Annotated in this window: 24 protein-coding genes; 7 read left to right on the forward strand and 17 right to left on the reverse strand. The window is 65.0% G+C overall.

Features of this window, described 5'->3' with window-relative positions; all coding sequences use genetic code 11:
- Positions 1 to 20 precede the first annotated feature (20 nt).
- From FHW58_RS12865 to flgB, 3 genes are read right to left on the reverse strand one after another with little or no spacing between them, the layout of a single operon-like run.
- Positions 21 to 725, reverse strand: coding sequence for a flagellar hook assembly protein FlgD (locus tag FHW58_RS12865; protein WP_179673545.1), 705 nt, complete (start codon positions 723 to 725; stop codon positions 21 to 23).
- 12 nt (positions 726 to 737) lie between these two features.
- Positions 738 to 1,148, reverse strand: a complete 411-nt coding sequence (gene flgC, locus FHW58_RS12870; RefSeq protein WP_179673546.1) for a flagellar basal body rod protein FlgC — start codon at positions 1,146 to 1,148, stop codon at positions 738 to 740.
- A gap of 2 nt (positions 1,149 to 1,150) precedes the next feature.
- Complete coding sequence (flgB, locus tag FHW58_RS12875; RefSeq protein WP_179673547.1) at positions 1,151 to 1,579, reverse strand: flagellar basal body rod protein FlgB; 429 nt, start codon at positions 1,577 to 1,579, stop codon at positions 1,151 to 1,153.
- 154 nt (positions 1,580 to 1,733) lie between these two features.
- Between flgB and flgA the strand changes: the two genes are divergently transcribed.
- The 3 genes from flgA to FHW58_RS12890 all read left to right on the forward strand — a co-directional run bounded on the left by flgA (position 1,734) and on the right by FHW58_RS12890 (position 3,329).
- A complete protein-coding gene (gene flgA / locus FHW58_RS12880) occupies positions 1,734 to 2,429 on the forward strand; it encodes a flagellar basal body P-ring formation chaperone FlgA (RefSeq protein ID WP_179673548.1) in 696 nt (231 codons plus the stop codon).
- A gap of 98 nt (positions 2,430 to 2,527) precedes the next feature.
- Entirely contained in the window at positions 2,528 to 2,845 is a 318-nt protein-coding gene (gene flgM / locus FHW58_RS12885) for a flagellar biosynthesis anti-sigma factor FlgM (protein ID WP_179673549.1), read from the forward strand.
- Positions 2,846 to 2,852: 7 nt separating this feature from the next.
- Positions 2,853 to 3,329, forward strand: coding sequence for a flagella synthesis protein FlgN (locus FHW58_RS12890; RefSeq protein WP_179673550.1), 477 nt, complete (start codon positions 2,853 to 2,855; stop codon positions 3,327 to 3,329).
- A gap of 72 nt (positions 3,330 to 3,401) precedes the next feature.
- On the opposite strand, the gene motD is transcribed toward FHW58_RS12890, so the two are convergent.
- The 10 genes from motD to FHW58_RS12940 form a co-directional block, all read right to left on the reverse strand.
- Complete coding sequence (gene motD / locus FHW58_RS12895) at positions 3,402 to 4,172, reverse strand: flagellar motor protein MotD (RefSeq protein WP_179673551.1); 771 nt, start codon at positions 4,170 to 4,172, stop codon at positions 3,402 to 3,404.
- A 2-nt stretch (positions 4,173 to 4,174) separates the two neighbouring features.
- A complete protein-coding gene (locus FHW58_RS12900) occupies positions 4,175 to 4,921 on the reverse strand; it encodes a flagellar motor protein (protein WP_179673552.1) in 747 nt (248 codons plus the stop codon).
- On the reverse strand, positions 4,903 to 5,634 hold the full coding sequence (locus FHW58_RS12905) for an RNA polymerase sigma factor FliA (protein ID WP_179673553.1): 732 nt from the start codon (positions 5,632 to 5,634) through the stop codon (positions 4,903 to 4,905). Before FHW58_RS12905 ends, FHW58_RS12900 begins: the two co-directional genes overlap by 19 nt.
- Before the next feature lie 19 nt (positions 5,635 to 5,653).
- Positions 5,654 to 6,454 carry an antiactivator of flagellar biosynthesis FleN protein gene (locus FHW58_RS12910; RefSeq protein WP_179673554.1) on the reverse strand — a complete coding sequence of 267 codons (801 nt, stop codon included), beginning with the start codon at positions 6,452 to 6,454 and terminating at the stop codon, positions 5,654 to 5,656.
- Entirely contained in the window at positions 6,447 to 7,892 is a 1,446-nt protein-coding gene (gene flhF / locus FHW58_RS12915; protein WP_179673555.1) for a flagellar biosynthesis protein FlhF, read from the reverse strand. The genes FHW58_RS12910 and flhF overlap by 8 nt, the downstream gene beginning before the upstream one ends.
- 130 nt (positions 7,893 to 8,022) lie before the next feature.
- Positions 8,023 to 9,024: a Yae1 family protein gene (locus tag FHW58_RS27805; protein WP_179673556.1), complete on the reverse strand. Its 1,002-nt coding sequence runs from the start codon at positions 9,022 to 9,024 to the stop codon at positions 8,023 to 8,025.
- Between the two features lie 44 nt (positions 9,025 to 9,068).
- Positions 9,069 to 11,195 (reverse strand): flagellar biosynthesis protein FlhA, encoded by a 2,127-nt coding sequence (gene flhA / locus FHW58_RS12925; protein WP_179673557.1) that lies wholly within the window; start codon positions 11,193 to 11,195, stop codon positions 9,069 to 9,071.
- Positions 11,192 to 12,382, reverse strand: coding sequence for a flagellar biosynthesis protein FlhB (gene flhB / locus FHW58_RS12930; RefSeq protein WP_179673558.1), 1,191 nt, complete (start codon positions 12,380 to 12,382; stop codon positions 11,192 to 11,194). Before flhB ends, flhA begins: the two co-directional genes overlap by 4 nt.
- Positions 12,383 to 12,500: 118 nt before the next feature.
- Entirely contained in the window at positions 12,501 to 13,478 is a 978-nt protein-coding gene (locus tag FHW58_RS12935; RefSeq protein WP_179673559.1) for a fumarylacetoacetate hydrolase family protein, read from the reverse strand.
- Positions 13,475 to 14,191 (reverse strand): pseudouridine synthase, encoded by a 717-nt coding sequence (locus FHW58_RS12940; RefSeq protein ID WP_179673560.1) that lies wholly within the window; start codon positions 14,189 to 14,191, stop codon positions 13,475 to 13,477. The genes FHW58_RS12935 and FHW58_RS12940 overlap by 4 nt, the downstream gene beginning before the upstream one ends.
- 123 nt (positions 14,192 to 14,314) lie before the next feature.
- Here FHW58_RS12940 and FHW58_RS12945 point away from each other — a divergent pair, with 123 nt between their 5' ends.
- Complete coding sequence (locus FHW58_RS12945; protein WP_179673561.1) at positions 14,315 to 14,605, forward strand: hypothetical protein; 291 nt, start codon at positions 14,315 to 14,317, stop codon at positions 14,603 to 14,605.
- Positions 14,606 to 14,777: 172 nt separating this feature from the next.
- Here the strand turns inward: FHW58_RS12945 and FHW58_RS12950 are convergent, their stop codons facing one another.
- From FHW58_RS12950 to FHW58_RS12965, 4 genes are read right to left on the reverse strand one after another with little or no spacing between them, the layout of a single operon-like run.
- On the reverse strand, positions 14,778 to 15,788 hold the full coding sequence (locus FHW58_RS12950; RefSeq protein WP_179673562.1) for a S49 family peptidase: 1,011 nt from the start codon (positions 15,786 to 15,788) through the stop codon (positions 14,778 to 14,780).
- Between the two features lie 24 nt (positions 15,789 to 15,812).
- A complete protein-coding gene (locus FHW58_RS12955) occupies positions 15,813 to 16,178 on the reverse strand; it encodes a Rieske 2Fe-2S domain-containing protein (RefSeq protein ID WP_179673563.1) in 366 nt (121 codons plus the stop codon).
- The gene (locus FHW58_RS12960; protein ID WP_179673564.1) at positions 16,178 to 16,837 is read right to left on the reverse strand and encodes an HAD-IIIA family hydrolase; all 660 of its coding nucleotides are present in this window, start codon (positions 16,835 to 16,837) and stop codon (positions 16,178 to 16,180) included. The genes FHW58_RS12955 and FHW58_RS12960 overlap by 1 nt, the downstream gene beginning before the upstream one ends.
- 10 nt (positions 16,838 to 16,847) lie before the next feature.
- Positions 16,848 to 17,828 (reverse strand): RluA family pseudouridine synthase, encoded by a 981-nt coding sequence (locus FHW58_RS12965; protein ID WP_179673565.1) that lies wholly within the window; start codon positions 17,826 to 17,828, stop codon positions 16,848 to 16,850.
- 669 nt (positions 17,829 to 18,497) lie between these two features.
- Between FHW58_RS12965 and FHW58_RS12970 the strand changes: the two genes are divergently transcribed.
- The 3 genes from FHW58_RS12970 to glp all read left to right on the forward strand — a co-directional run bounded on the left by FHW58_RS12970 (position 18,498) and on the right by glp (position 24,986).
- The gene (locus FHW58_RS12970) at positions 18,498 to 21,734 is read left to right on the forward strand and encodes an Rne/Rng family ribonuclease (RefSeq protein ID WP_179673566.1); all 3,237 of its coding nucleotides are present in this window, start codon (positions 18,498 to 18,500) and stop codon (positions 21,732 to 21,734) included.
- A 173-nt stretch (positions 21,735 to 21,907) separates the two neighbouring features.
- A complete protein-coding gene (gene moaA / locus FHW58_RS12975; RefSeq protein WP_179673567.1) occupies positions 21,908 to 23,032 on the forward strand; it encodes a GTP 3',8-cyclase MoaA in 1,125 nt (374 codons plus the stop codon).
- A gap of 7 nt (positions 23,033 to 23,039) precedes the next feature.
- Positions 23,040 to 24,986 carry a gephyrin-like molybdotransferase Glp gene (gene glp, locus FHW58_RS12980; protein WP_308937273.1) on the forward strand — a complete coding sequence of 649 codons (1,947 nt, stop codon included), beginning with the start codon at positions 23,040 to 23,042 and terminating at the stop codon, positions 24,984 to 24,986.
- Position 24,987: the final 1 nt, after the last annotated feature.

Raw genomic sequence — 24,987 nt, forward strand, 5'->3', positions numbered from 1 at the left:
CCCCTATTGGTGATGACTGCTTACAGAACTTCTTTGATGTCGCTCATGGCGAAGTGCCCGAGCGAGGTATTCAGCTTGACGCCGCCGCTGCCGGTCGACACGCTGGCCACCGCCGCCAGTTGCAGCGGCGTGGCGTCGGTCAGCGTCTTGCCGCCGCTGGTGGCGGTGACGGTGAAGGTGTACTTGCCGTCGGCGGCCACGCTCTTGTCGTCCTTGGTGCCGTCCCAGGTGATCGGGTAGGTGCCGACGTCGGCATTGGTCATGGTCATGGTGCGCACCGTCTTGCCGCTGCTGTCCTGGATGGCGATGCTGACGTTCTGCGCCGCCGAGGCCAGGTCGAAGCCCAGCACGCTGGACTTGGTGACGGTGCCGTCATCGGCCTTGCTGCTGCTCAGCTCGACGCCCTTGCCTGCCACCAGCACGCCCTTGCCGATCAGGCCGATCGCGCTTTGCGACTGGGTGTTGGCGATGTCGGTGCGCAGCGTTTCCAGCGTGGCGTTGACCTTGTTGATGCCGGTCACGGTCGACAGCTGGGCCAGCTGGCTGGTCATGGCGGCGTTGTCCATCGGGTTCAGCGGGTCCTGGTTCTGCAGCTGCGTCACCAGCAGCTTCATGAACTTGTCCTGGTCCGCCTGGACGTCGTCGGTCGCGGTGGTCTTGCTGGTGTTGTTGACAGTATTGACGTTCGCTGCGGCGGGCGTGTCAAAAATTCCGCTTACGGTCATGATGGCCTCTGATTAGTTCTGACCGATGGTCAGGGTTTTCAACAGCAGCGTTTTCGCCGCGTTCATGGTTTCCACATTGTTCTGGTAGGAGCGCGAGGCCGACAGCATGTTGACCATCTCGTCCACCACGTTCACGTTGGGCATGGTGACGTAGCCGTTCTCGTCGGCGGCCGGATGCTTGGGGTCGTACACCATCTTCATCGGCGACTGGTCCTCCACCACCTGCTTGACGCGCACGCCGGTGGAGGCGCCGCCGTTGGTCGGCGTGGTGGCCTCGAACACCACCTGGCGCGCGCGGTAGGCCTCGCCGCTGGCGCTGGTCGCGCTGTCGGCGTTGGCCAGGTTGGAGGCCACCACGTTCAGCCGCTGCGACTGCGCGCTCATGGCAGAACCGGAAACATTAAAAATATTAAACAGTGACATGCTTAGCTCCCGGACTGGATCGCCGCCATCATCGCCTTGATCTGGCCGTTGATGGCGCCGATGCCGGCCTCATAGCGGATGCCGTTGTCGGCGAACTGGTTGCGCTCGACATCCATGTCGACCGTGTTGCCGTCCACCGCGCCCTGGATCACGCCGCGGTACAGCAGCGGCGTGCCGTCGGCCAGCGTACCGGCGTCTTGCAGGGGGTTGGGGTAATGCTTGGGCGCCGTGGTGCGCAGCGACTGCTGGGCGTTGGGGTTGGCCTTGTCCAGCGCGGCCTGCATGGCGCTGCTGAAGTCGATGTCGCGCGCCTTGTAATTCGGCGTGTCGGCGTTGGCAATATTGGAGGCGAGCACCGACTGGCGGGTCGAGCGCAGGCTCAGTGCCGTTTCATTAAAGCGAAAATAATCGTCTAACTTGCTGCCGAGCATGATCCGCTCCCCTTCCACATTGATGACAGGATCGATGATACGGAGTTGCCCGCCGTAACCATCGAGGGATAAGCACCGGTTTCCCGGCCTTATTCCACGCTTCAAGTTCAGACCGCCAGACTATGATGGCAGCATTGAACGGGAAACCATCACCATGAAACCACGTCTGCTCCCACTTGCCCTGCTGGCCGCCGCGCTGAGCGGCCCGGCCGCCGCCCAGACCGGGCGCCAGGACCTGGCCGTCATCAAGCATACGGTCGAGCAATTCCTGCAGGTGCAGGCCGGCGGCCTGCCGGGCCAGGTCACGGTCACCGTCGGCGCCATCGACCCGCGCATGACGCTGGCCGCCTGCCCCGAGCCGCAAGCCTTCTTCATGCCCGGCGCGCGCGCCTGGGGCAAAACCACGGTCGGCGTACGCTGTGCGACGCCTTCCACGTGGACGGTATATATTCAAGCCAACGTAACGGTAGTGGGCGAATACATCGCCGCCGCCGCGCCGCTGGTGCAGGGCCAGCCGATCGACGCCAACCAACTGACCACCCTCAAGGGCGATCTGACCATGTTGCCGGCCGGCGTGGCCACCGATGCCAGCCAGGTGATCGGCCGCAGCGCCACCGTGTCGCTGCCGCCGGGCACGCCGCTGCGGCTGGACACGCTGCGCAGCAAGCCGGTGGTGCAGTCCGGCCAACTGGTGCGCCTGGTGTCGAGCGGCAACGGCTTCAGCGTGTCGGCCGAGGGCCGGGCGATGAGCACGGCCGGCGACGGCCAGGTGGTGCAGGTGAAAACCGGCAATGGCCAGCAGATCACCGGCATCGCCAAGACCGGCGGCATGGTCGAGGTAGCATTTTGAGCAAGATGTGGCTGCCGATCTGCCTAAAGTTTGGCGCCAAGCCGCCGTTACCGACTCAGATCCCGGAGTTTCGACCTCCTCGCTGAGAAGGAAAAGTTGTGAAAATTAACGATACATTAAAGAGCACGCCCGGCCTGCCGTCGACGCCTGCCGCCACCAGCTCCACCGCGCGCGGCGCGGACAAGGCAGCGGAAGCGGCGCCGTCGAATGTGGCGTCGGACAATGTCCGCCTGTCGCCGCAAGGCCAGGCGATGGCGGCCAGTTCGGCCAGCGGTGCCAACGCCGTGTTCGACACCAAGAAAGTCGAGCGCATCAAGTTGGCGATTGCCGATGGCCAGTTCCAGGTCAACTCGGAAAAAGTAGCGGATGGCTTGCTGGACACCGTCAAGGATCTGCTGCACTCAAGAAAACGATAGGATAGTCATGACCACCGTCACCCCGCTGAACAGCCTGCGCGAAGAAGCACAGATCATGTCCACCCTGCTGGATGTGCTGCGGCAGGAACAGCAACTGCTGGTGGCGGCGGACATCGAGGGCCTGCCGGCCGTCACCACCCGCAAGACCGCGCTGGTCACGCAGATGACCCTGTTGTCGGCGCAACGCCACCGCTCGCTGGGCAAGTGCGGCTTCCCGGCCGAGGAAGCCGGCATGGACGCGTGGATCGCCGCCAGCGGCGAGGCGCGCGCGGAATCGGAGACGCTGTGGCAAGCGCTGCTCAAGCACACGCGCGAGGCCAAGGAGCTGAACCGCGTGAATGGCGTACTGATCAATAAGCAAATGGGCCAGACCCAGGACGCGCTGCAGGCGCTGCGTCCGCAAGGGGCGGCCAGCAACAACTTCTACGGTCCGGGCGGCGTCTCCACCACGCTGCCGCGCAGCCGCGGCTTCCTGGCCGGCTAACTTCACCCCGCACTTCGCCTACCAGGGTCTGCCCCCCCCCCCGTACGGGCTCAGACCCGATGTGGCCTGGGGTTACGGCGCGGGAGTGGTGGGCACCTCGGTGCTCGGATCGGGAATCCCGGACAGAATCGTCACCGCCACGCGCCGGTTGCGTGCGCGGCCCTGCGGCGTGTCGTTATCGGCCACCGGCTGGTTGGAGCTGTAGCCCACTGCCGTCAACCGCGCCGGCGCCACGCCGGCATCAATAAACAGGCGCACCACGCTGCTGGCGCGCACCGACGACAACTCCCAGTTGGACGGATAGCGCGGATTGGCGATCGGCTGATTGTCCGTATGCCCCTCCACCTGCACGTCATGACTGTCCTCCTTGAGCAGCGCCGCCACCGCGCGCAGCGCCTCCACCGACTCCGGCATCAGCTTGGCCTCGCCCGGATCGAACAGCACCGACGCATTGATCTCGACGCTGACGCCGCGCGAATTCTGCGTCACCCGCACCTTGCCCTCCTTGACCAGCGGCGCCATGGTCGACAACAAATCCTGCGCCAGCTTGGTCATCTGCTCCTTTTCCTTGCGCAGCAGCTCGGTGCGGCGCTTCAGGCCGGGATTGGGGATGGGCAGGTTCTGCACTTGCGTATTGACCGGCGTGGCCGAGCCCTGGCCGCCGAAGGCATTGCCCAGCGCATCCGAAAACACCTTGTACTTGCCGATGTTGACCGCCGAAATCGCGTACATCACCACGAAGAAGGCAAACAGCAAGGTGATGAAGTCGGCGTAGGAAATCAGCCAGCGCTCGTGGTTTTCCGGCTCGTCGTCGAACTTTTTGCGGGCGCGGCGGTACTGCATGATCAGTGATCCCGCATCAGCGTGGCGATGCGCTCGTCGATGACGCGCGTGTGGTCGCCGGTGGCAATGTCGTAGAACACCTGGGCGGCGATTTCCTGCTGGTGCACGGCTTGGGTAACGATGGCCTTCAACTTATTGGCCACCGGATAGAAGAACAGATTGGCCAGGCCGACGCCGTAAATGGTCGACACGAACGCCACCGCGATGCCGGAGCCCAGCTTGCTGGGATCGCTCAGGTTTTCCATCACGTGGATCAGGCCCAGCACCGCGCCCAGGATGCCGATGGTGGGCGAATAGCCGGCTGCCGATTCCCAGATGCGCACCGCCTGGCGCTCGGCCGTTTCGTAGGCGGTGATTTCGGTGTCCAGCAGCTGGCGCAGCTTTTCCGGCGCGATGCCGTCGACGATCAGGCGCAAGCCCTTGACGTTGAACGGGTCCTTGGACGACAGCATGTAGCGCTCCAGCGACAGCAGGCCGTCACGGCGCGCGGCCAGGTTCCAGGCGTTGATCTCGCGCGCCAGCGCGGCGCGGCCGTCCTTGGGCGGCGCGAACACCAGCCGCAGCATGCGCAGCCCGCGCCACAGCGTGCGTGGCCGGGTCTGCAGCAGCACCGCGCCAAAGGTGCCGATCACCACGATGGCGAAGGCCGCCGGTTGCAGCAAGGAAGTGACCTTGCCGCCCTCCATGCCCTGGCCGACCACGATGCCGACCAGCGCCAGCAGCACGCCGGCTACGCTGGCCCAGTCCAAGACCGCTCCCGGAGTGAGGCGCGCAGCCGCGCCACGGCCTGCGTATGCAACTGCGATACGCGCGATTCGGATACGCCCATCACGGCGCCAATTTCTTTCAAGTTGAGCTCCTCTTCGTAGTACAAGCCCATCAGCATCTTCTCGCGCTCCGGCAGGGCGTCGATGGCGTCGATCACCGCCTGGCGGAAGTCGCCGTCCAGCAAGGACCGCAGCGGGTCGGCCTCTTCGTCGGACGCGTAACGGTCGAGGAAGCTGTCGTTGCCGTCGTCGTCGTGGAAATCCTCGTAATACACCAACTGGTGGCCGCCGCTGTCGCCCAGCATTTCCTGGTAGTCGGCCAGCGACAGCTTGAGCGACTTGGCCACTTCCGATTCGCTCGGCGGTCGGCCCAGGCGCTGCTGCAGCGTCGCCATGGCGGCCTCGACCTTGCGCATGTTCTGCCGCAGCGAGCGCGGCAGCCAGTCGCTGTTGCGCAATTCATCCAGCATGGCGCCGCGGATGCGCAGCACCGCGTAGGTTTCAAATTGTGCGCCGTGGGTTTCTTCGTAACGGCTGATGGCGTCCAACAGGCCGATCATTCCGGCTTGCACCAGATCGTCGACTTCGACGCTGGGCGGCAGTTTCGCCTTCATGTGGTGGGCCAAGCGCTTGACCAACGGCATGTGCTCCGTCAGTAAGGTATCCTTGTCCGCTTTCCCTTTTACCGTATACATTCGAATATTTATGATTTAATCAAGCGCGCAGTTGGTGTTGTCCCCCCAGCGCAAAACGTCCCGCCAGCTGGCGGAACGCGACCGAAGCACCCGCCAGCGGAAACGCATCGACCACCGCGCGCCCCAGGCGCGCCGCGCGTTGCAGGTACTCGTCCGCCGGCACCGATCCCATCGATACCAGGTTGACGGCAAGGTAACGGCTTGCCGCCTGTGCCATATTATCGTAAACCACCCGCGCTTCCTCTTCAGAGGCGCCGGTGACCAGGATGCCGAACGGCCGCCGCCCCAGTTCCTGGTTCAGGCGCTTAATCATACTGTACGCCGCCTTGATCGAGGTAGCGCTATTGGAAACTTGTACGACGATATCCGAGCTGGCCATGATCGGCACCGGGAAGGCGTCGCCGTCGAATTCGCCGTCGACCAGCACCATGCCGGTCTGCTTGGCCAGCACATCGAAGGCCTTGGCCAGGCGGCGCGTCTCGTCCGGGCCGGAGCGTGCCGCGCCGCGCGTCATCGACGCCACGGCAAAGCCCTGCGGCACCTGGTGGATCACCTGGTTCAGCGCGCATTCCTGGCGCGCCACGTTCAGCAGGCTGTGGCCGCCATCGACGCCGAGCCGGCTGGCCACGCCGTGCGCGCTGGCGCAGGCGTCGACCACCAGCACGTCATTGCCGGCGCGCGACAGCGAGGCGCCCAGGTTGACCAGCATGGACCCCTTGTCGTCCTGCGGCGTGGCCGACAGGAAGGTGACGATGCGGGGCTGCGGCCCCGCCAGCATGCGGCGCAGGCCCTCCGCCTGGTCGAAATTGAAGTTAGCCAAGGTGCACCTCGCGCATCGTCTTGTCGTTGCTCATCAGCAGAGGCAGCTCCGCGTCCTGGTATTGGGTGTTGACCAGCTCGCGCTTGAGCTTGAACGCGCGGTCGATCAGGTAGGCCGGGTCGGCCAGGTGCAGGTCTTCCGGCACGCGCTGGCCGTTGGACACGTAGAACAGGTTGAGCTTGTGGCGGATCACCACGTCCAGCGCGTTGCCGATCGCGGCCGCCTCGTCCAGCTTGGTCATGATGCAGCCGGCCAGGCCGCTGCCCTGGTAGGCGCGCACCACTTCGCTCAGGGTGTCCTGGGTGGCGGTGGCGTTCAGGCACAGCAGGCGCTTGACGTTGGCGTCGGCGCCCTGCAGCATCGATACCTGCTCGGTGACCATCTGGTCGCGCTGGCTGACGCCGACGGTGTCAATCAGCACCGTGTGCTTGTTCTTCAGTTCCTTGAGGGCGATGCGCAGGTCGGCTTCGTCCTTGACCGAGTGCACCATCACGCCGAGGATCTTGCCGTAGATGCGCAGCTGCTCGTGCGCGCCGATGCGGTAGGCATCGGTGGTGATCAGGGCCAGCTTGTCCGGGCCGTGGCGCATGACGCAGCGCGCGGCCAGCTTGGCGGTGCTGGTGGTCTTGCCGACACCGGTCGGGCCGACCAGCGCGAACACGCCGCCCTGGTCGATCAGCGCGTCTTCGTTGGCCATGGTTTGCAGGTTGCGCGTGAGGACGGTTTTAATCCAGCGCAGGCTGTCGGCGGCGTCGCGGCCGGCCGGCAGTTTTTCGATCAGGTAGCGCGCCAGGCTGGCCGAGAAGCCGGCCGCCAGCATTTCGCGCAGCACGGCGGTCTTGTGCGGTTCGCGCGCTTGCGTCGCGCCCCACGACAGTTCGGCCAACTGGGTTTCCATCATGCCGCGCATGGCGCGGATTTCATTCATCATGCCGTTCATTTCGATGGCGGCGGAGTCCTTGGCGCTGGCGACGGCGGCGTTGACCAGGGCGGCGATCTGGCTGGCGTCCAGCGAGGGCGCGGCTTTCGGCTGGGCGGCCGGCATGGCGGCGGGCGCCGACGCGGCGGCGACCTTGGTGGCCAGCGAGGAATGCGAGGCCACCACGCGGCGCTGCGGCTGCGGCGGCAGGCTGGCCGCGCGCGGCGCGGCCACCGGCGGCGACATGTGCGGCAGTTCGTCTTCAAAACGCGGTTCGACGCGGCCGGCGGACAGGACCGGTGCCGGCGCCCCCAGGTCGAGCGACGGTGCTGGTTCGGCCATCGGCGAGTGCGGGGCCGGCATGGCCAGCGAGGCGGCGTCGTCGTTGGCCAGCGCGAGGATTTCAACGATGCCGTCGGATTGACGGTTGGACAGGATCACGGCGTCAGGGCCGAGGGATTCGCGGACTTTGCGCAGCGCTTCGCGCGAAGTCGGTGCGGTAAATTTTTTAACGTTCATGACCGTCTCTCAAGGGAACCAGGTTGAGTGGCGCGTCTGCCATGGCAAAACGCCCTACTCCAATGGTGTCCATTATTGACGATGCACTCTGGAAACGATCCGATGAACAGCGGCGGAAATGGCCCGTATTTCAGTCGCGGAAAACCTCGTCCAGCGAACCCGCGTCGACGAAGTTCAACGCCCACCGCGACAGCTGCTGCACGTCAGCCGCCACCACCTGCCGCACCACCGCCGGTGCAAGCGGTCCGAAGCGCGTAGCCAACATCTCCAGCAGCAGCCCGGCCCGGCCTTCCTGGCGGCCTTCCTGGCGTCCTTCCTGCCACCCCTGCTGACGCCCTTCCTGACGCCCCTCTTGCAAGCCCTTGCGGCGGCCCTGACGCAGTCCCTTGCCGATGGCATGGCGCTCCAGGCTGGTCAAATAAGTCATGTCTTTTCTCCTTTGCAGTTCGACCGCGCCGCGCATGAACCTGGTTTGCATCCCGCCCGGCAAGTGCATCATCCAGTCGATCGCCTTGAACAAATTCATAATACGCCGCTTATCCCAATTCCGCTCATACAGAAGCCTGGTCAGGCGCCATTTCGCCAGGCGGCGCTGGTGGTCTTTATTGCGGGTCTGCTGCGTCAGCAAATGCGCGGCGGTCATCAGGGCGAAGGGATTGTCGTGCAGCAGCAGCTGATCCATTGAATCCGCGTAGTCATGCAATTTGACGATGGGAAAAATCAAGCGCATCTCGCAGCCCAGCAGCGCGTAGGAAAACGATGCCGGCCGCCAGCTGCCGCTGCGGTCGGCCAGCACCGCCAGGCTGGCCAGCGGACGCCGGTAGTGATCATAGACGCGGTAATGGTAGACAAAAATCCGCTCGGCAAATCCGGCCTCGCGCGCGCCCTGCATTTCCACGTGCACCAGTACCCACTGTTCGCCGCCATCGCGCAGGTAGACCCGCACCAGCTTGTCCAGCAAGCGCCTGCCGAGCGCCGCGTCCGGCGACAGCGCAGCCAATTCCTGATCGAGAAAAACCGGCGGGCGTGACCAGTCGATCGCCGCGTGGGCGTCGCTGAAATAGAAGGCCATGAAGTCAGCGAAGTGATCGGTGACCAGCTGCTTCCATGGCGTGTCGTAATCATCCGTCATGCAGGCAGTCTAGGCTGCCTGCATGACCGACGTGACGCGCTGGATCAACCCGGCTGCTGGCCCACCAGCGCCGTGACACGGATGGTTTTGCTTTCCGGGATCTCGGCATGCGACAACACCTTCAGCTGCGGCAGCGAACGGCGCAGGAAGCGCGACAGCAAGGCGCGCAGCGGACCCGGCACCAGCAGCACCGGCGTCAGCCCCAGCGCCTCCTGCTGCTGCGCGGCTGCCGCCGCCTGCTGGGCGATGGTGTCGGCCAGGCCGGGCTCGATGCCGGCACCGTCCGGACCGCTGGCTGCCAGCGCCTGCATCAGCAAGCGCTCCAGGCGATTGTCCAGCGTCATCACCGACAGCTCGCCCGAGCCCGGGAACAGCTGCTGCACGATGGCCCGGCCCAGCGCGATGCGCACCAGCGCGGTCAGGTCGCCGGCGTCTTGCGTGTGCACCGCGTGCTCGGCCAGCGTTTCGATAATGGTGCGCATGTCGCGGATGTGCACGCCCTCCGCCAGCAGGTTCTGCAGCACCTTCTGCAAGGTTGCCAGCGACACCATCTTCGGCACCAGATCCTCCACCAGCTTCGGCGACTCCTTGGCCAGGTGATCCAGCAGCGCCTGCACCTCGGCGCGGCCCAGCAACTCCGACGCATGCGTGGTGATCAGGTGGTTCAGGTGGGTCGCCACCACCGTGCCGGCGTCCACCACCGTGTAGCCCATGCTTTGCGCCTGGTCGCGCAGGCTGGCGTCGATCCACACCGCCGGCAGGCCAAACGCCGGATCGGTGGTCACCATGCCCTGCAGCGTGCCGGTCGCCATGCCCGGATTGATGGCGAGGAACTGGCCGTTATAAGCCTCGCCGGTGCCGACCTCGACACCCTTGAGCGCGATGCGGTAGGCCGACGGTTTCAGCTCCAGGTTGTCGCGGATGTGCACCGGCGGTGCCAGGAAGCCGACCTCCTGCGCGAACTTCTTGCGGATGCCCTTGATGCGCTTGAGCAGCTCGCCGCCTTGCGCCTTGTCCACCAGCGGTATCAGGCGGTAGCCCACTTCCAGACCCAGCGTATCGACCGGCATGATGTCCTGCCAGGTCGCCTCCTCCTGCTCGGCCGCCGCGGCCGCAGCGGCCGGCGCCGCCGCTTCCGCCGCCGCCGTCTCGGCCGCCACCTTCTCCACTTTTTTCTTCGACATCAGATACGCCGCGCCGCCCAGCGAGCCGGCCAGCATCAGGAACACCAGGTTCGGCATGCCCGGAATCAGGCCCATGCCGCCGATGATGCCGGCCGTGATGTACAGCACCTCCGGCTTGGCGAACAGCTCGCCCACCAGCTGGGCGCCGATGTCGCGGTCGCTGGCCACGCGCGAGACCACGATACCGGCCGCGATCGAAATCACCAGCGACGGAATCTGCGCCACCAGGCCGTCACCGATGGCCAGCAGCGTGTAGTTTTTCAGCGCGTCGGCAAACGGCATGTCGTGCTGGATCAGGCCGACCAGCAGACCGCCGACGACGTTAATCACCGTCACCAGGATGCCGGCCACGGCGTCGCCGCGCACGTACTTCGAGGCGCCGTCCATGGCGCCGTAGAATTCGGCCTCCATCGATACTTCGCTGCGGCGCTTCTTGGCCTCGGCCTCGCCGATCAGGCCGGCGTTGAGGTCGGCGTCGATCGCCATCTGCTTGCCCGGCATCGCGTCCAGGGCGAAACGCGCGCCCACCTCGGCGATACGGCCCGCGCCCTTGGTCACCACCACGAAGTTGATGATGGTCAGGATGATGAACACCACGATACCGACCGTGTAGTTACCGCCGATCAGGAAGTGGCCGAACGCCTCGATCACCTTGCCGGCCGCGTCGGCGCCGGTGTGGCCCTCGGTCAGCACCACGCGGGTTGACGCCACGTTCAGCGACAGGCGCAGCATGGTCGATACCAGCAGGATCGTCGGGAAGGACATGAAGTCCAGCGGTTTCACCGTGTACAGCGAGGTCAGCAGCACAATCACCGACAGCGCGATATTGAAGCTGAAGAACAGGTCCAGCACGAACGCCGGCAACGGCAGGATCATCATCGCCAGCAGCATGACGATCAGGATCGGCGCCGCCAGGCTGGCCTTGTTCGGCGTGGACACCAGGCCTTGCAGCCATGGCGGTAACTTCACGTTGCTGAGGGCGTTCATGCGGATGCTCCGTTATTCAAATCTGCTTGCTTGCCGTGCTTGGGGATATAGGCCGGGTTCAGCGGGTCCATGGTGGCCGGCACGTCGAGCTGTTTCGGCTCGACCGGACGGTTGCCGCCGCCGCGGTTGAACACGCGCAGCTGGAACACATAGGCCAGCACTTCGGCCACGGCCGCGTACAGCTGCTCCGGAATCTCGTCGCCGATCTCGGTGTGCTTGTGCAGCGCGCGCGCCAGCGCCGGCGCTTCCAGCAAGGCCACCTTGTGCTCCTTGCCGATTTCGCGGATCTTGGCGGCCACCTCGTCGGTGCCTTTGGCCACCACCTTCGGCGCGCCGCGCATGCCGTCGTTGTACTTCAGCGCCACCGCGTAGTGGGTCGGGTTGGTGACGATGACGTCGGCGGTCGGCACGTCGGCCATCATGCGGCGCTTGGCCATCTCGCGCTGCAGCTGGCGGATCTTGCCCTTGATTTGCGGATTGCCGTCCGACTCCTTGGATTCCTGGATCAGTTCCTGGCGCGTCATCTTCAGCTTGTCGGCGTAATGCCACATCTGGTACGGGCCGTCGATGGCGGCGATCAGGCCCAGCGCGCCGACGATGAACATGAAGCTGGCCGCCAGCATGTTCAGCGCGTGGCCGATGCCCAGCTTGAGCGGCTCGACTGACAGGCCGATCACCGCGTCCTTGTACTTCATCACCACCAGGTAGGCGACAAAGCCGACCACCACGGTTTTGAGGATGGCCTTGACCAGCTCCACCAGCGCGTTCTTCGAGAACATATTGCTGATGCCGTTGATCGGATTGAGCTTGTTGAAATTGGGCGTGAACGCCTTGGCGCTGAACAGCCAGCCACCCACCAGCAGCGGCGAGGCCAGCGCCACGATCATCACCGCCACGCCCAGCGGCAGGCAGGCGATCAGCACCTGCACCAGGTCGACGGCGATGCGGTGGAACAGCACGTCGGGGTCGAAAATCTGCTCCTGGGTCAGCTTGAGGCCGGAAATCAGCACGGTCTGCAATTGCCGGATCAGGCCGTCGCCGGTCATCCACAGGCCGGCGCCCGCTGCCATCAGCACGGTGAACGTCGCCACTTCCCGCGATCGGGGAACGTCGCCTTCTTCGCGCGCCTGCTCGAGGCGCTTCGCTGACGCGGGTTCGGTCTTTTCGGCGTCGCTATCTTCTGCCATGGGGTCTGCCTGCTGCGTGGGTAATTGTCGACAGTGCCATTATCGATGGCGGCAGCGCGGCGGCATCGGTCGAATACGGCGGGTTTTCACCGCCTTATTCGCCATTCCATGAGGAAACTTATGCTTGCTTGACGGTCTGGTCGATGGCGCCGAACACGGATTTGCCGTCGTCCAGCATCTCGATGCGGATGGTGTCGCCAAACGCCATGAACGGCGTCACCGGCGCGCCGCTGGCGATCATCTCCAGGCAGCGCTGCTCGGCGATGCAGGAATAGCCGCGCCTGGCGTCCTGGTTGGACACGGTGCCGGAACCGATGATGGAACCGGCGCGCACATGGCGCGTCTTGGCCAGATGGGCGATCAGTTGCGGGAAATTGAACACCATGTCGACGCCCGCGTGCGGCTTGCCGACCAGCTTGTCGTTCCAGGTCGACAACAGCGGCAGGTGCACCTTGCCGCCCTTCCAGGCGTCGCCCAGCTCGTCCGGCGTGACCGCCACCGGCGCAAAGCTGGTGGCCGGCTTCGATTGCACGAAGCCGAAGCCTTTGGCCAATTCGTCGGGAATCAGGTTGCGCAGCGACACGTCATTGGCCAGCATCAGCAGGCGGATGCGCTGGTGCGCCTGGTCTGCGGTGGCACCCATCGGCACATCGTCGGTGATCACGCACACTTCCGCCTCGAAATCGATGCCCCATTCCTCGTGCGCCAGCACGATGTCGTCGGTCGGACCGAGGAAGTCGTCGCTGCCGCCCTGGTACATCAGCGGCTCTTCCCAGAACGAGCCCGGCAGCTCGGCGCCGCGCGCCTTGCGCACCAGCTCCACGTGGTTGACGTAGGCCGAGCCATCCGCCCACTGGAAGGCGCGCGGCAGCGGCGCCATGCAGTTTTGCGGCGCGAAATCGAAGCTGCGGCGGCCACCGCCCCGGTTCAATTCCTGGTAGATGGCGTCGAGTTGCGGGGAGATGAAGGCCCAATCGTCCAAAGCGCGCTGCAGCGTGCGGGCGATGCCGTCCGCCAGCTGCGCCGTTTTAAGGTCGCGCGAGACCACCATCAGCTGGCCGTCGCGGGTGCCGTCTTTCAGCGTGGCGAGCTTCATGCGGGCGCGAGCAAGGCGAGTTGTTCATCGGTCAGGTAACACCAGTCGCCTTCCTCGATCCCGAGCGAGGACAGCGCCAGGCCGCCGATGGCCGAGCGGTGCAGCGCCGCACAATGGTTGCCGGCGGCCGCCAGCATGCGCTTGACCTGGTGGTATTTGCCCTGCTCCAGCACGATCTCCAGCTGATGCTCGCCGCGCTTGATGCAGGTCTGCGCCGCCAGCGGCGCCGGCTCGTCGTGTAGTTGCACGCCGGACAGCATCTTCTGGATCAGTTCGTCGGTTACGGGCTCCGCCGTCGTGGCCTGGTAAATTTTCGGCACATGGCGCTTTGGCGACGATTGTGCATGGATAAAGGCACCATCATCGGACATCAGCAGCATGCCGGTGGTATCGTGATCGAGCCGGCCGACCGGCTGCACCTCGCGCCAGGTCAGTTCTTCCGGCAGCAGCGTCAGCACGCCCGGGTGGTGGCTCGGCTTGCGCGAGCACTCGTAATTCTGCGGCTTGAACAACGCGATATACACGTGTTCGCGGTACACCACGTCCTCGTCGAACAGGCGGAACACCAGGCCCTCGGTTTCAATGGTTTCTTTGTAATTGTCGTGCACCACGCCGTTGATGGTGACTTCGCCGTCCTCGATCAGGGAGCGGCAGTATTTGCGGGTGCCATAGCCCTGCGATTGCAGGATGCGGTCCAAGGATAGTTTGCTCATGGCCGCGATTTTACAGGAGTCTGCATGCTTGATACATATCAAGCCCTGCCCAGATTATATTGATAGACTGAAACCGCATTAGGAATTCCCCTACTGCGCTTCGGAATCTCAGCAGGACATCCCATGACTTCTCCCGCCAACCCAGCCGCGCAAGCCCAGGCAGCCATCCACCGCGCCGCGCTGCTGCTGGACCGCTGCCGCCACGACCCGCCGCAAGATCCCGCCACCGCGCAAGCGCGGTGGCACCGCGATCAACAAACCCTGTTCCTGGCCTGGCTGGACGCCGGCGGCTTTGCGCGGGAGGCGCCGCCAAAAGAAAACAGCGGCATTGCGCCGCTGTTTTCAGCCCCACAAAGGGACTTGAACGAGGAATTGAAATTCTCTCTGAGCCGCATCGACGATGCGGTGGAGTAGTTCCGTCAATCAGACTGAGTCAAGAACGTGCTGACAACAAGCTAAACTGTTTATATCGGCCCCCCTTGGAAAGAACTACAACACCACTATAGTTCACCACTCCAGATATGCAAGGCAAAACAAGGCCGTATTGATAATGTTAATCGCCGAGCCAGTCATCCGACAACGATGGCTAATGCAGGCTTGGACGTACCGTCTCGACCGCCGACTTCATCGCGCCGGCGCCCATGGCGGCGCCGAATTTCTTCAGCACGCGTTCCGGCAGGCCTTCATGCTGGGTGTAGTCGACGATGTCCTCGGCCTTGATGACGTCGCGCGCCACCGAGTCGACGGTGCCGTAGGCATCGGCCAGGCCCATGTCGATGGCGCGCGCGCCGGTCCAGAACAGCCCGGAGAACATCTCCGGCGTTTCCTTCAGCCGCTTGCCGCGGCCGTTGCGCACCACCTGGATGAACTGCTCGTGGATTTCGTTCAGCATCACCTGCGCGTGCTGCTTGTGCTTCTCTGTCAGCGGGCTGAACGGGTCCATGAAGCCCTTGTTCTCGCCGGCGGTCAGCAGCCGCCGCTCGACGCCCAGTTTTTCCATGGCCCCGGTGAAGCCGAAGCCATCCATCAGCACGCCGATCGAGCCGATGATGCTGGCCTTGTTGACGTAGATGCGGTCGGCGCCGGCCGCGATGTAGTAGCAGCCGGACGCGCAGATCTCGTCCACCACCACGTACAGCGGCTTGCCCGGATAGCCCTTGCGCAGCCGCACCATCTCGTCGACGATCATGCCGGCCTGCACCGGGCTGCCGCCGGGGCTATTTATATGCAGCACCACCGCCACCGAGCCGCTGTCCGAGAACGCCTTGTTCAGCGCCGGGATGACCACCGCCGCCGCGCCGCTGCCCTCGGACTCGATGGCGCCCTCGACCTCGATCAGCGCGGTATGGCGGCCCAGCGTTTCGCTGTCCGAGCCGGTCCAGCTGAAGTCGAAATACGCGCTGAGCGCGAACACGATCACCAGCAAGGTCACGGCCTTGAAGAAAATGCCCCAGCGGCGCGCCGCCTTCTGCTCCTTCAAGGTGGCGAACACCAGTTTTTCCAGCACCTCGCGCTCCCAGTTGGAGGCGCTGACGGCCGGCCGGGCCGGCTGCGGGGCGGGAGTCGGAGTGCTGCTGATGTCGGTATCGTCGCTCATGGATTGCTAATGTTGGGGGTTAAATCAGGCACGTGCCGGACGCACATAGTCGTCCGGCTGCCAGTAAATCTGCTGATCGCGCTCGACCACGCCGATCGGCCGCAGCCGGCCGCCGCGGCATGGACCGCCGGCGCACTGCCCGGTTTCCGGCACGTAGACGGCGCCGTGGGTCGAGCACATGATGTACAGCTTGCTCGACTCGAAGAACTCGCCCTCGGCCCAGTCCAGCTCGATCGGCACGTGGGCGCAGCGGTTCAGGTAGGCGTAGGCCTTGCCGCCGTGACGCACCACGAAGCCGGTAGCGTCGTCGCCGCCCGCCGTCAGCGGAAAGCGCACGCCCTTGCCGCCATCCTCGATGGCGTCGGCCGCGCAGATCAGAATCTCATCCATTACGCGTTCTCGCTCAGCCATTGATGCAGTTCGGCCACCGATTTGGCGGAGAACAGCGGTTTGCAGGCATGCAACTGCTCGACCGGATGGGCGCCATATTCGACCGCGACGCCGGCGGCGCCAGCGTTGCTGGCCATCAGCAAATCATGCGTTGTGTCGCCAATCATCACGGTACGGCGCATATCCTGGCCCAACTCCCGCGTCAGCTCCTGCAGCATGGCCGGGTGCGGCTTGGAGAAGGTTTCATCGGCGCAGCGGGTGGCGTCGAACAGCGACAGCACTTTGACATCGTTCATGGCGCGATTGAGGCCAACCCGGCTCTTGCCGGTGGCCACGGCCAGGAAATAGCCGTTCTGCGACAAGTCTTCCAGCATGTCGTGCACGCCGGGGAACAGGCTGATTTCGTGGTCGCGCGACAGGAAATGGTAACGGTAGCGCTCCACCATGCGCGGGTAATAGGCCGGATCAATGTCCGGCAGCACCGCCTGCATGGCTTCGTGCAGGCCGAGGCCGATAACATGGGCGGCGCGGTCGTCATGCGGCACCGGCAGCGACAGGTCGCGCGCGGCCGCCTGGATGCATTTGACGATGGTGGAGGTGGAATCCATCAACGTGCCATCCCAATCGAAGACGATCAGATCAAATTGCTTTCTTGCCATGTGTTTGCGATTAGTTAAGAGGTTTTCCCAAGCTTACCAAGAATCGCTCACATTCGGCGGCCAATGGCGCGTTCAGCGTCATGTTTTTGCCGGATTCGGGATGGGTAAACGTAATTTGATGCGCGTGCAGGAACATGCGCTTCAGCGCGCCGCGTGTTTCGGTGGCTTTTTGCAGTGCCTTGTTCAAGGCGAAATCGCCGTATTTGTCGTCACCTAGGATGGGGAAGTCGGACGATGACAGATGAACGCGGATCTGGTGAGTGCGGCCGGTCTTCAGTTCGGCTTCCAGCAGGGCAAAGCCGTCAAACTTCTTCAGCAGCGTGAACACCGTGTGCGACGCCATGCCGTCGGCCGACACCGATACCCGGCGTTCGCCGTCAGCGGTCGTATATTTGTGCAACGGCAGCTTGATGTGCTGGCGCGCGTTTTTCCAGTCGCCCGACACCATGGTCAGGTAACGCTTGTCGGTTTTGCCGTCGCGCATCTGCTCGTGCAGGCTGGTCAGCGCCGAACGTTTCTTTGCGAGCAACAACAGCCCGGACGTTTCGCGGTCCAGGCGGTGCACCAGTTCCAGGAACTTGGCGTCCGGCCGCGAGGCGCGCAACTGTTCGATGACGCCAAACGACACGCCGGAACCGCCGTGCACGGCCACGCCGGCCGGCTTGTCGATCACCAGCAGGTGGCTGTCTTCGAAAATAATGGCGAACTCGGCCGCCGGAACGTGGTTTTCCTGCTTCTCTGCCAAACGGATGGGGGGAATCCGCACCACGTCGCCCTGCACCAGGCGGTACAGCTGGTCGATGCGGCCTTTGTTAACGCGGACTTCCCCCGAGCGCAGGATGCGATAAACGTGACTTTTCGGCACTCCTTTGCAAACACGCAACAGGTAGTTGTCGATCCGTTGACCGGCTTCTTCTTCAGTAATGGTGACGAATTGGGCTTGCAGCGGGGCGGACGTTGAAGCGGGAACAACATCTTTTTGCATCTTCATTTGCTCTGTCTTCCCAGAAATCTCTCTAAGTCCTTCATTTTGAATATATAATCGTTTCGCTGCGGTTCAAACTGCGGCAAGTGTAAGAATAAAAGCACATTTTACACAGGGGCGTCTCCACTGGCCTCGCCAAATTGCAAATTCAGAGGAAAAAATGTATGCGCACCATCCCTGCCGGAATCAGGGTTGCACCGTAGTTGTAATCGGATGGCGACAGGGGTGCTGAAGAAGAATGATTGGATAGTAAGGATAAAGTCCGGCCAGCCTGTTCACTTTTGGGCTGATCGGTTGATGAGTAGTTGATAACGCTTGCCGTTTTCGCCAGACCCCATGCTCACTGCAAGCTCGACGGAAGGCTGAAACCAGCCTGGTTACCGAAGTTGCAATACTTGTAGTATGAAAGCCTGGTCGAGATCTGGCCATCAAGACGCTGCTCTCCGTCTGTTCTTTTCTGCCGTCCGTTGGGGCCGCATGGAGAAGGACTGATGAAGCGAGCACTCGGCATGTCGATCAACCCTCATGCGCCCAGTTGTGGCCGCCTACGCGGCCGCACAGGATGGGCATACCCACCGCAATCGTTCGATTCTCGCGCATATCCCTGTAGCTTGCCGCACCGGTCCTAAGAAACCGGACGGCATAGATGGCCCAAGGGTCGCGGAGTTTATAAAAATGAAACGCATGTTGTTTAATGCCACGCAGCAAGAAGAGCTGCGCGTAGCCATTGTCGATGGTCAGAAACTGATCGATATCGACATCGAAACCGCCGGACGCGAGCAACGCAAGTCCAATATCTACAAAGGCGTGATCACCCGCATCGAACCGTCGCTCGAAGCCTGCTTCGTCAGCTACGGCGAAGATCGCCACGGTTTTCTGCCGTTCAAGGAAGTAGCCCGCACTTACTTCCGCGAAGGCGTGGACGTGCGCAATGCCACCATCAAGGATGCGCTGCGCGAAGGCCAGGAAATCATGGTCCAGGTGGAAAAGGAAGAGCGCGGCAACAAGGGCGCAGCCCTGACCTCCTTCGTGTCGCTGGCCGGCCGCTACCTGGTGCTGATGCCGAACAACCCGCGCGGCGGCGGCGTGTCGCGCCGTGTCGAGGGTGAGGAGCGCCAGGAACTGCGCGAAACCATGGACAAGCTGGACCTGCCGCCCGGCATGTCGGTGATTGCCCGCACCGCCGGCATCGGCCGCAACGTCGATGAGCTGCAGTGGGACTTGAACTACCTGATGCAACTGTGGCGCGCCATCGAAGGCGCCGGCAAGTCGGCCTCCGGTGCGTTCCTGATCTACCAGGAGTCGTCGCTGGTGATCCGCGCGATTCGCGACTACTTCCAGCCGGATATCGGCGAGATCCTGATCGATACCGACGACATCTACGAACAAGCGCACCAGTTCATGAGCCACGTGATGCCCGACATGGTGCACCGTGTAAAACGCTACAGCGACGACGTGCCGCTGTTCTCGCGTTTCCAGATTGAACACCAGATCGAAACCGCCTACAGCCGCACCGTGCCGCTGCCATCGGGCGGCGCCATCGTCATCGACCACACCGAAGCGCTGGTGTCGGTGGACGTCAACTCGGCCCGCGCCACCCGCGGTTCCGACATCGAAACCACCGCTTTCCACACCAACTGCGAAGCCGCCGAAGAGGTGGCCCGCCAGCTGCGCCTGCGCGACCTGGGCGGCCTGATCGTGATCGACTTCATCGACATGGAAGTGGCCAAGAACCAGCGCGAGGTGGAACAGCGCCTGAAGGACGCGCTGCACCACGACCGCGCCCGTGTTCAGATGGGCAAGATTTCCCGCTTCGGCCTGATGGAACTGTCGCGCCAGCGCCTGCGTCCGTCGCTGTCGGAAGGCTCGCACGTGACCTGCCCGCGCTGCTCGGGCACCGGCCACATCCGCGATACCGAATCGTCGGCGCTGCAAGTCCTGCGCATCATCCAGGAAGAGGCGATGAAGGAAAACTCGGCCACCATCCATGTGCAAGTGCCGGTGGACGTTGCCGCTTTCCTGCTGAACGAAAAGCGCGGCGAAGTGCTGAAGATCGAGACGCGCCACCGCATCAACATCATCCTGGTGCCGAACAAGCACCTGGAAACCCCACACTACAAGCTGGAGCGCATCAAGCACGACGATCCGCGCCTGGAAGACAGCGCCGCCAGCTACTCGCTGGCCGAGCAGGCGGAAACCGACATGGCCTACAGCAAGCGCCAGAAGGAAGAAGCCAAGCCGCGCCAGGAAGCGATGGTCAAGACCATCACCCCGGATCAGCCGGCGCCGCTGGTCGAGCGCAAGCCGACCGAAACCGTCATCAAGCCGGCCCCGGCTCCGGCGCCAACGCCCGCTCCGCAAGGCTTCTTCGCCAAGCTGATCGGCTTCTTCACCGGCGCGCCAGCCGCGCCGGCGCTGCCGCAACAGCCGACCATCGTGGTCAAGACGCCGGCCAACGGCGACCGCACCGATCGCAACGCCCGTGGTCCACGCGGCCGCAGCCGTAACGGCAAGGCCGGCCGTGGCGAACGCGAGGAGAAAGAACCCGCCGTCGCCCGCGCCGGCGCCGGCCAGGAAGAAGGCAAGGCGGCGGACGCCAACGGCCGTCCGCCACGCCAGCCGCGTCCGCCACGCGAAGCGCGCGAGCCGCGTGAAGCGCGTGAGCCACGCGAACAGGCCGCTGAAGGCCAGGGCCGCGAGCGTGCCGAGCGCGCGGAGCGTCCTGAGCGCGCCGAGCGTCCGGAACGCGCTCCGCGTGAGCCACGCGCGCCACGCGAGCCACGCGGCGAGAAAGTCGCGGCCGAGGCCAAGGTGGAGGAGCTGGCACTGAACGCCGGCGTGCCATCGACCGGCCCGGTCACCGACGCAGCCACCAGCATCCTGAAAACCGCGCCGAACGCCGGTCCGGAAGGCGAAGAAAACGATGTGGCGGGCGAAGGCGATGAGCCACGCCGTCGTCGCCGTCGTGGTGGCCGCAACCGCAATCGCCGTGAGCGCGAAGGCGTGGAAGGCCAGGAAGGCCAGGAAGGCCAGGACGGCATGACCAGCGAAGCCGGCGAGCAGGCTGAACTGAGCTTCACGCCAGCCAGCGAGGCGGCCGCGATTGCCGCTGTGGCTGACACTGCCGTTGGCGCTGTTGACACCGCCGCCGCTCCTGCCGTTGCCACCCCGGCCGCCGCCGAAGCGCCTGCAGCAGAAGCCGCACCAGCCGCTGCCGCGTCCGACGCACCAGCCGTGGCGACCGCGCCAGCCGCCCCGGCCGCCGAAGTTGCGTCCGCAGCGCCAGTAGCCGAAGGCGCCCCAGCGCCGGCAGCAGAGGCCGCGCCTGCCGCACCGGTCGCGGAAGTTGCTCCGGCCGCACCCGCCGTGGCCGAAGCGCCAGCCGCCAAAGCCCCTGTGGCGGCAGAAGCGCCAGCACCGGCGGAAGCCGCGCCAGTGGTGGCCGCGCCGGCCGCACCGGTAGAAGCCGTCGCCCCAGCCGCACCGGCTGTTGCGGCAGAAGTCGCCACGCCTGCGGCGGAAGCAACCCCGGTAGCAGCCGCGCCAGCCCCGGCAGCCGCAGCCGCGCCGGCCACCGCCGAAGCGCCGGCCATCGCTGCCGAACCGGCCGCCGCCGCCGAGCCGACCGAACCGGCAGCCGCAGCGCCAGCGCCAGCAGCAGCGGCGCCCGCAGCGGCCCCGGCTCCAGTAGCCGCCGTACCGGCCCCGGCGCCAACCGTGTCGTCGCCGGTCGACCTGCAAGCCGTGCTCGGCTCCGCAGGCCTGACGCTGGCCTCGACCGACCCGGCCAAACTGCGCGCCGCGCAGGAAGCCGCCGCGCAGGTCAAGCCACCGGTGCGCGTGCCACGCGAGCGCAAGCCGCTGCCGCCGCAAAATGACGAACCACTGATCCAGGTGGACACCCGTCGCTAAGCTGCACCGGCAAACAGAAAAGGGAAGCTCCGGCTTCCCTTTTTTTATGCCCCTCGCGACAGCCAGCCAACTCACTTTGGGGGAGTACGCCAAATGGCCGCTCGTGGTATCGTAGTTGACTGGACGCACGAGGGTGCGCGCCGATTTTCAAAAACAGCAAGATTGCACTCCCCATGGCAGAAAAAATCATCATGATGACCGAGCAGCGCGCGGATACCGATCGCGCGCCGGCCATTCCCGCCCAACTGGAAACGCCCACCGGCCTGCTGAGCGACCGCCTGGCGCGGCCGCTGCACGACCTGCGCATCTCGGTCACCGACCGCTGCAACTTCCGCTGCGTCTACTGCATGCCGAAAGCAGTGTTCGACAATAACTACCAGTACCTGCCGCACACCTCGCTGCTATCGTTTGAAGAAATCACCCGCCTCGCCCGCCTGTTCGTCGACCACGGCGTGGAAAAGCTGCGCATCACCGGCGGCGAGCCGCTGCTGCGCAAGAACATCGAACGCCTGATCGGCATGCTGGCCGAGCTGAAAACCATCAGCGGCAAGCCGCTCGACCTGACGCTGACCACCAACGCCTCGCTGCTGGCGCGCAAGGCGCAATCGCTGAAGGACGCCGGCCTGCAACGCGTCACCGTGTCGCTCGACGCGCTGGACAACGACACCTTCCGCCGCATGAACGACGTCGACTTCTCGGTGGACGACGTGCTGAAAGGGATCGACGTCGCCCACCAGGTCGGCCTCGGCCCGATCAAGATCAACATGGTGGTCAAGGGCGGCATGAACGATCAGGAAATCGTGCCGATGGCGCGCCATTTCCGCGGCTCGCCCTACATCCTGCGCTTCATCGAGTACATGGACGTGGGCGCGTCCAACGGCTGGAAGCTGGACGAAGTGATCCCCTCGGCCGAGGTGGTGCGCCGCATCAGCGCCGAGATGCCGCTGCAACCGGTGGCCGCCAACTACACCGGCGAGACGGCGTCGCGCTGGCGTTACGCCGACGGCAGCGGCGAAATTGGCGTGATTTCAAGTGTGACCCAGGCATTTTGCGCCGACTGTACTCGCGCGCGCCTGTCAACTGAGGGTAAACTGTACACCTGTCTGTTCGCCACCAGCGGCCACGATCTGCGCGCGCTGCTGCGCGCGGGCCGCAGCGATGCCGAAATCAGCAGCGCGCTGGCGCAGCTGTGGCGCGCGCGCGGCGACCGGTATTCGGAGCTGCGCACCAGCCAGACCGAGGCGTTCAAGCGCGAGCGCAGCGCCAATAAAGTGGAAATGTCATATATCGGGGGATAGTTTGTCTTTGAAGAGCAGGGTCACGGGACTGGTACTGGCGGGCGGTCGCGGCACACGCATGGGCCGGGTGGACAAGGGCTTGCAGCCGTTTCGCGGATCGACGCTGGTGGCGCATGTGCTGGCGCGGCTGACGCCGCAGGTGGCCTCGGTGGCCATCAACGCCAACCGCAACCTGCCGCAGTATCAGGCCATTGCCGGCGCGGCGCCGGTGCTGCCGGACTTCCTCGATGGTTTTGCCGGGCCGCTGGCCGGCCTGCAGATCGGTCTGCAGTTCTGCCCGACCGAATTGCTGCTGACGGCGCCGTGCGATTCGCCGTTCTTCCCACTCGACCTGGCCGAGCGGCTGCACGCGGCCATGCAGGCCGAGGGCGCCGATCTGGCGATGGCGGTGACCATGGAGCGCGATCCCGAGCAACCGGACGCCGCGCCGTTCCGCCAGCCGCATCCTGTCTTCAGCCTGGTCAAGGCCAGCGTGCTGCCGCAGCTGGACGCCTACCTGGAGACTGGCGCGCGCCGCATGGAAGGCTTCTACAAATCACTGCGCGTGGCCGAGGTACTGTTCGACGACAGCGCCGCCTTCGGCAACATCAACACCCTTGAAGACCTGCAGCGCCACGAGCGCGCAGCCGCCGTGAGCGCGCAGCAGCCGGACGCCGCCGCGCCCGCCCATGCGCCGGCTGCAGCGCTGTCGGCGCGCCGCGCCCCGGACGGTGACCCGGCCGCGCTGGACGTCGACGAGGCGCGGCGCCTGATCCGCGAGCGGATTGCCCCAGTCGAGGCCACCGAAACACTCCCGCTGCTCAACGCCCTGGACCGCGTGCTGGCCGCCGACATCATCTCGCCGATCAACGTCCCGGCCTACGACAACTCGGCGATGGACGGCTACGCCCTGCGCGGCGCCGACCTGCCGGCCGACGGCGCCGCGCCGGTCACGTTCAAGACCATCGGCGTCGCCTACGCCGGCCACCCGTTCACGCAAGCGCCGCGCCAGCACGAATGCGTGCGCATCATGACCGGCGCCGCCATCCCGCCCGGCTGCGACAGCGTACTGCCGCAAGAGCTGGCGACAACCATAGCCGGTGACAACGTCACCATCGCCGCCAACGCCATCCGCGCCGGCGCCAATCTGCGCCGCGCCGGCGAAGACCTGAAGCAAGGCGGCATCGCCATCGCCGCCGGCAAGCTGCTGCGGCCAGCGGACCTCGGCCTGATCGCTTCGCTCGGCATCGGCCAGGTCACGGTCAGGCGCAAGCTCAAGGTCGCCTTCTTCTCCACCGGCGACGAACTGCGCTCGCTCGGCGAACCACTGGAGGAAGGCTGCGTCTACGACAGCAATCGCTACACCCTGTTCGGCATGCTGCAGCGCCTCGGCTGCGACGTCATCGACATGGGCGTGGTGCGCGACGACCCGCCAGCGCTGGAAGCCGCGCTGCGCGCCGCCGCGAACAACGCCGACGCCATCATCACCTCCGGCGGCGTCTCGGAAGGCGCGGCCGACCACACGCGCGACATCATGGCGCTGCTGGGCGATGTCGCCTTCTGGAAGCTGGCCATGCGCCCCGGCCGGCCGCTGGCCTTCGGCAAGGTGCAGGCGGAGCAGGACAGCGCCTGGCTGTTTGGCCTGCCCGGCAACCCGGTGGCCGTCATGATCTCGTTCTACCTGTTCGCCCGCCCCGCCCTGCTGCGCATGATGGGCAGCGACAGCACGCTGCAAACGCTGCAGGCCCGCGCGACCGAAAGCATCCGCAAGCGCCCCGGCCGCACCGAGTACCAGCGCGGCATCGTCAGCACCGCTGCCGACGGCACGCCGCAAGTGCGCCTGACCGGCGCCCAGGGCTCGGGCATCCTCAGCTCCATGACCGAGGCCAACTGCATCGTCGTGCTGCACCACGCGCAGGCCAACGTCGCCGCCGGCCAGATGGTCGACGTGCTGCTGTTCGACGGCCTGACCTGAG

Source organism: Duganella sp. 1224 (genome assembly GCF_013408245.1).
In the GTDB taxonomy this organism is placed as follows: Bacteria; Pseudomonadota; Gammaproteobacteria; order Burkholderiales; family Burkholderiaceae_D; genus Rugamonas.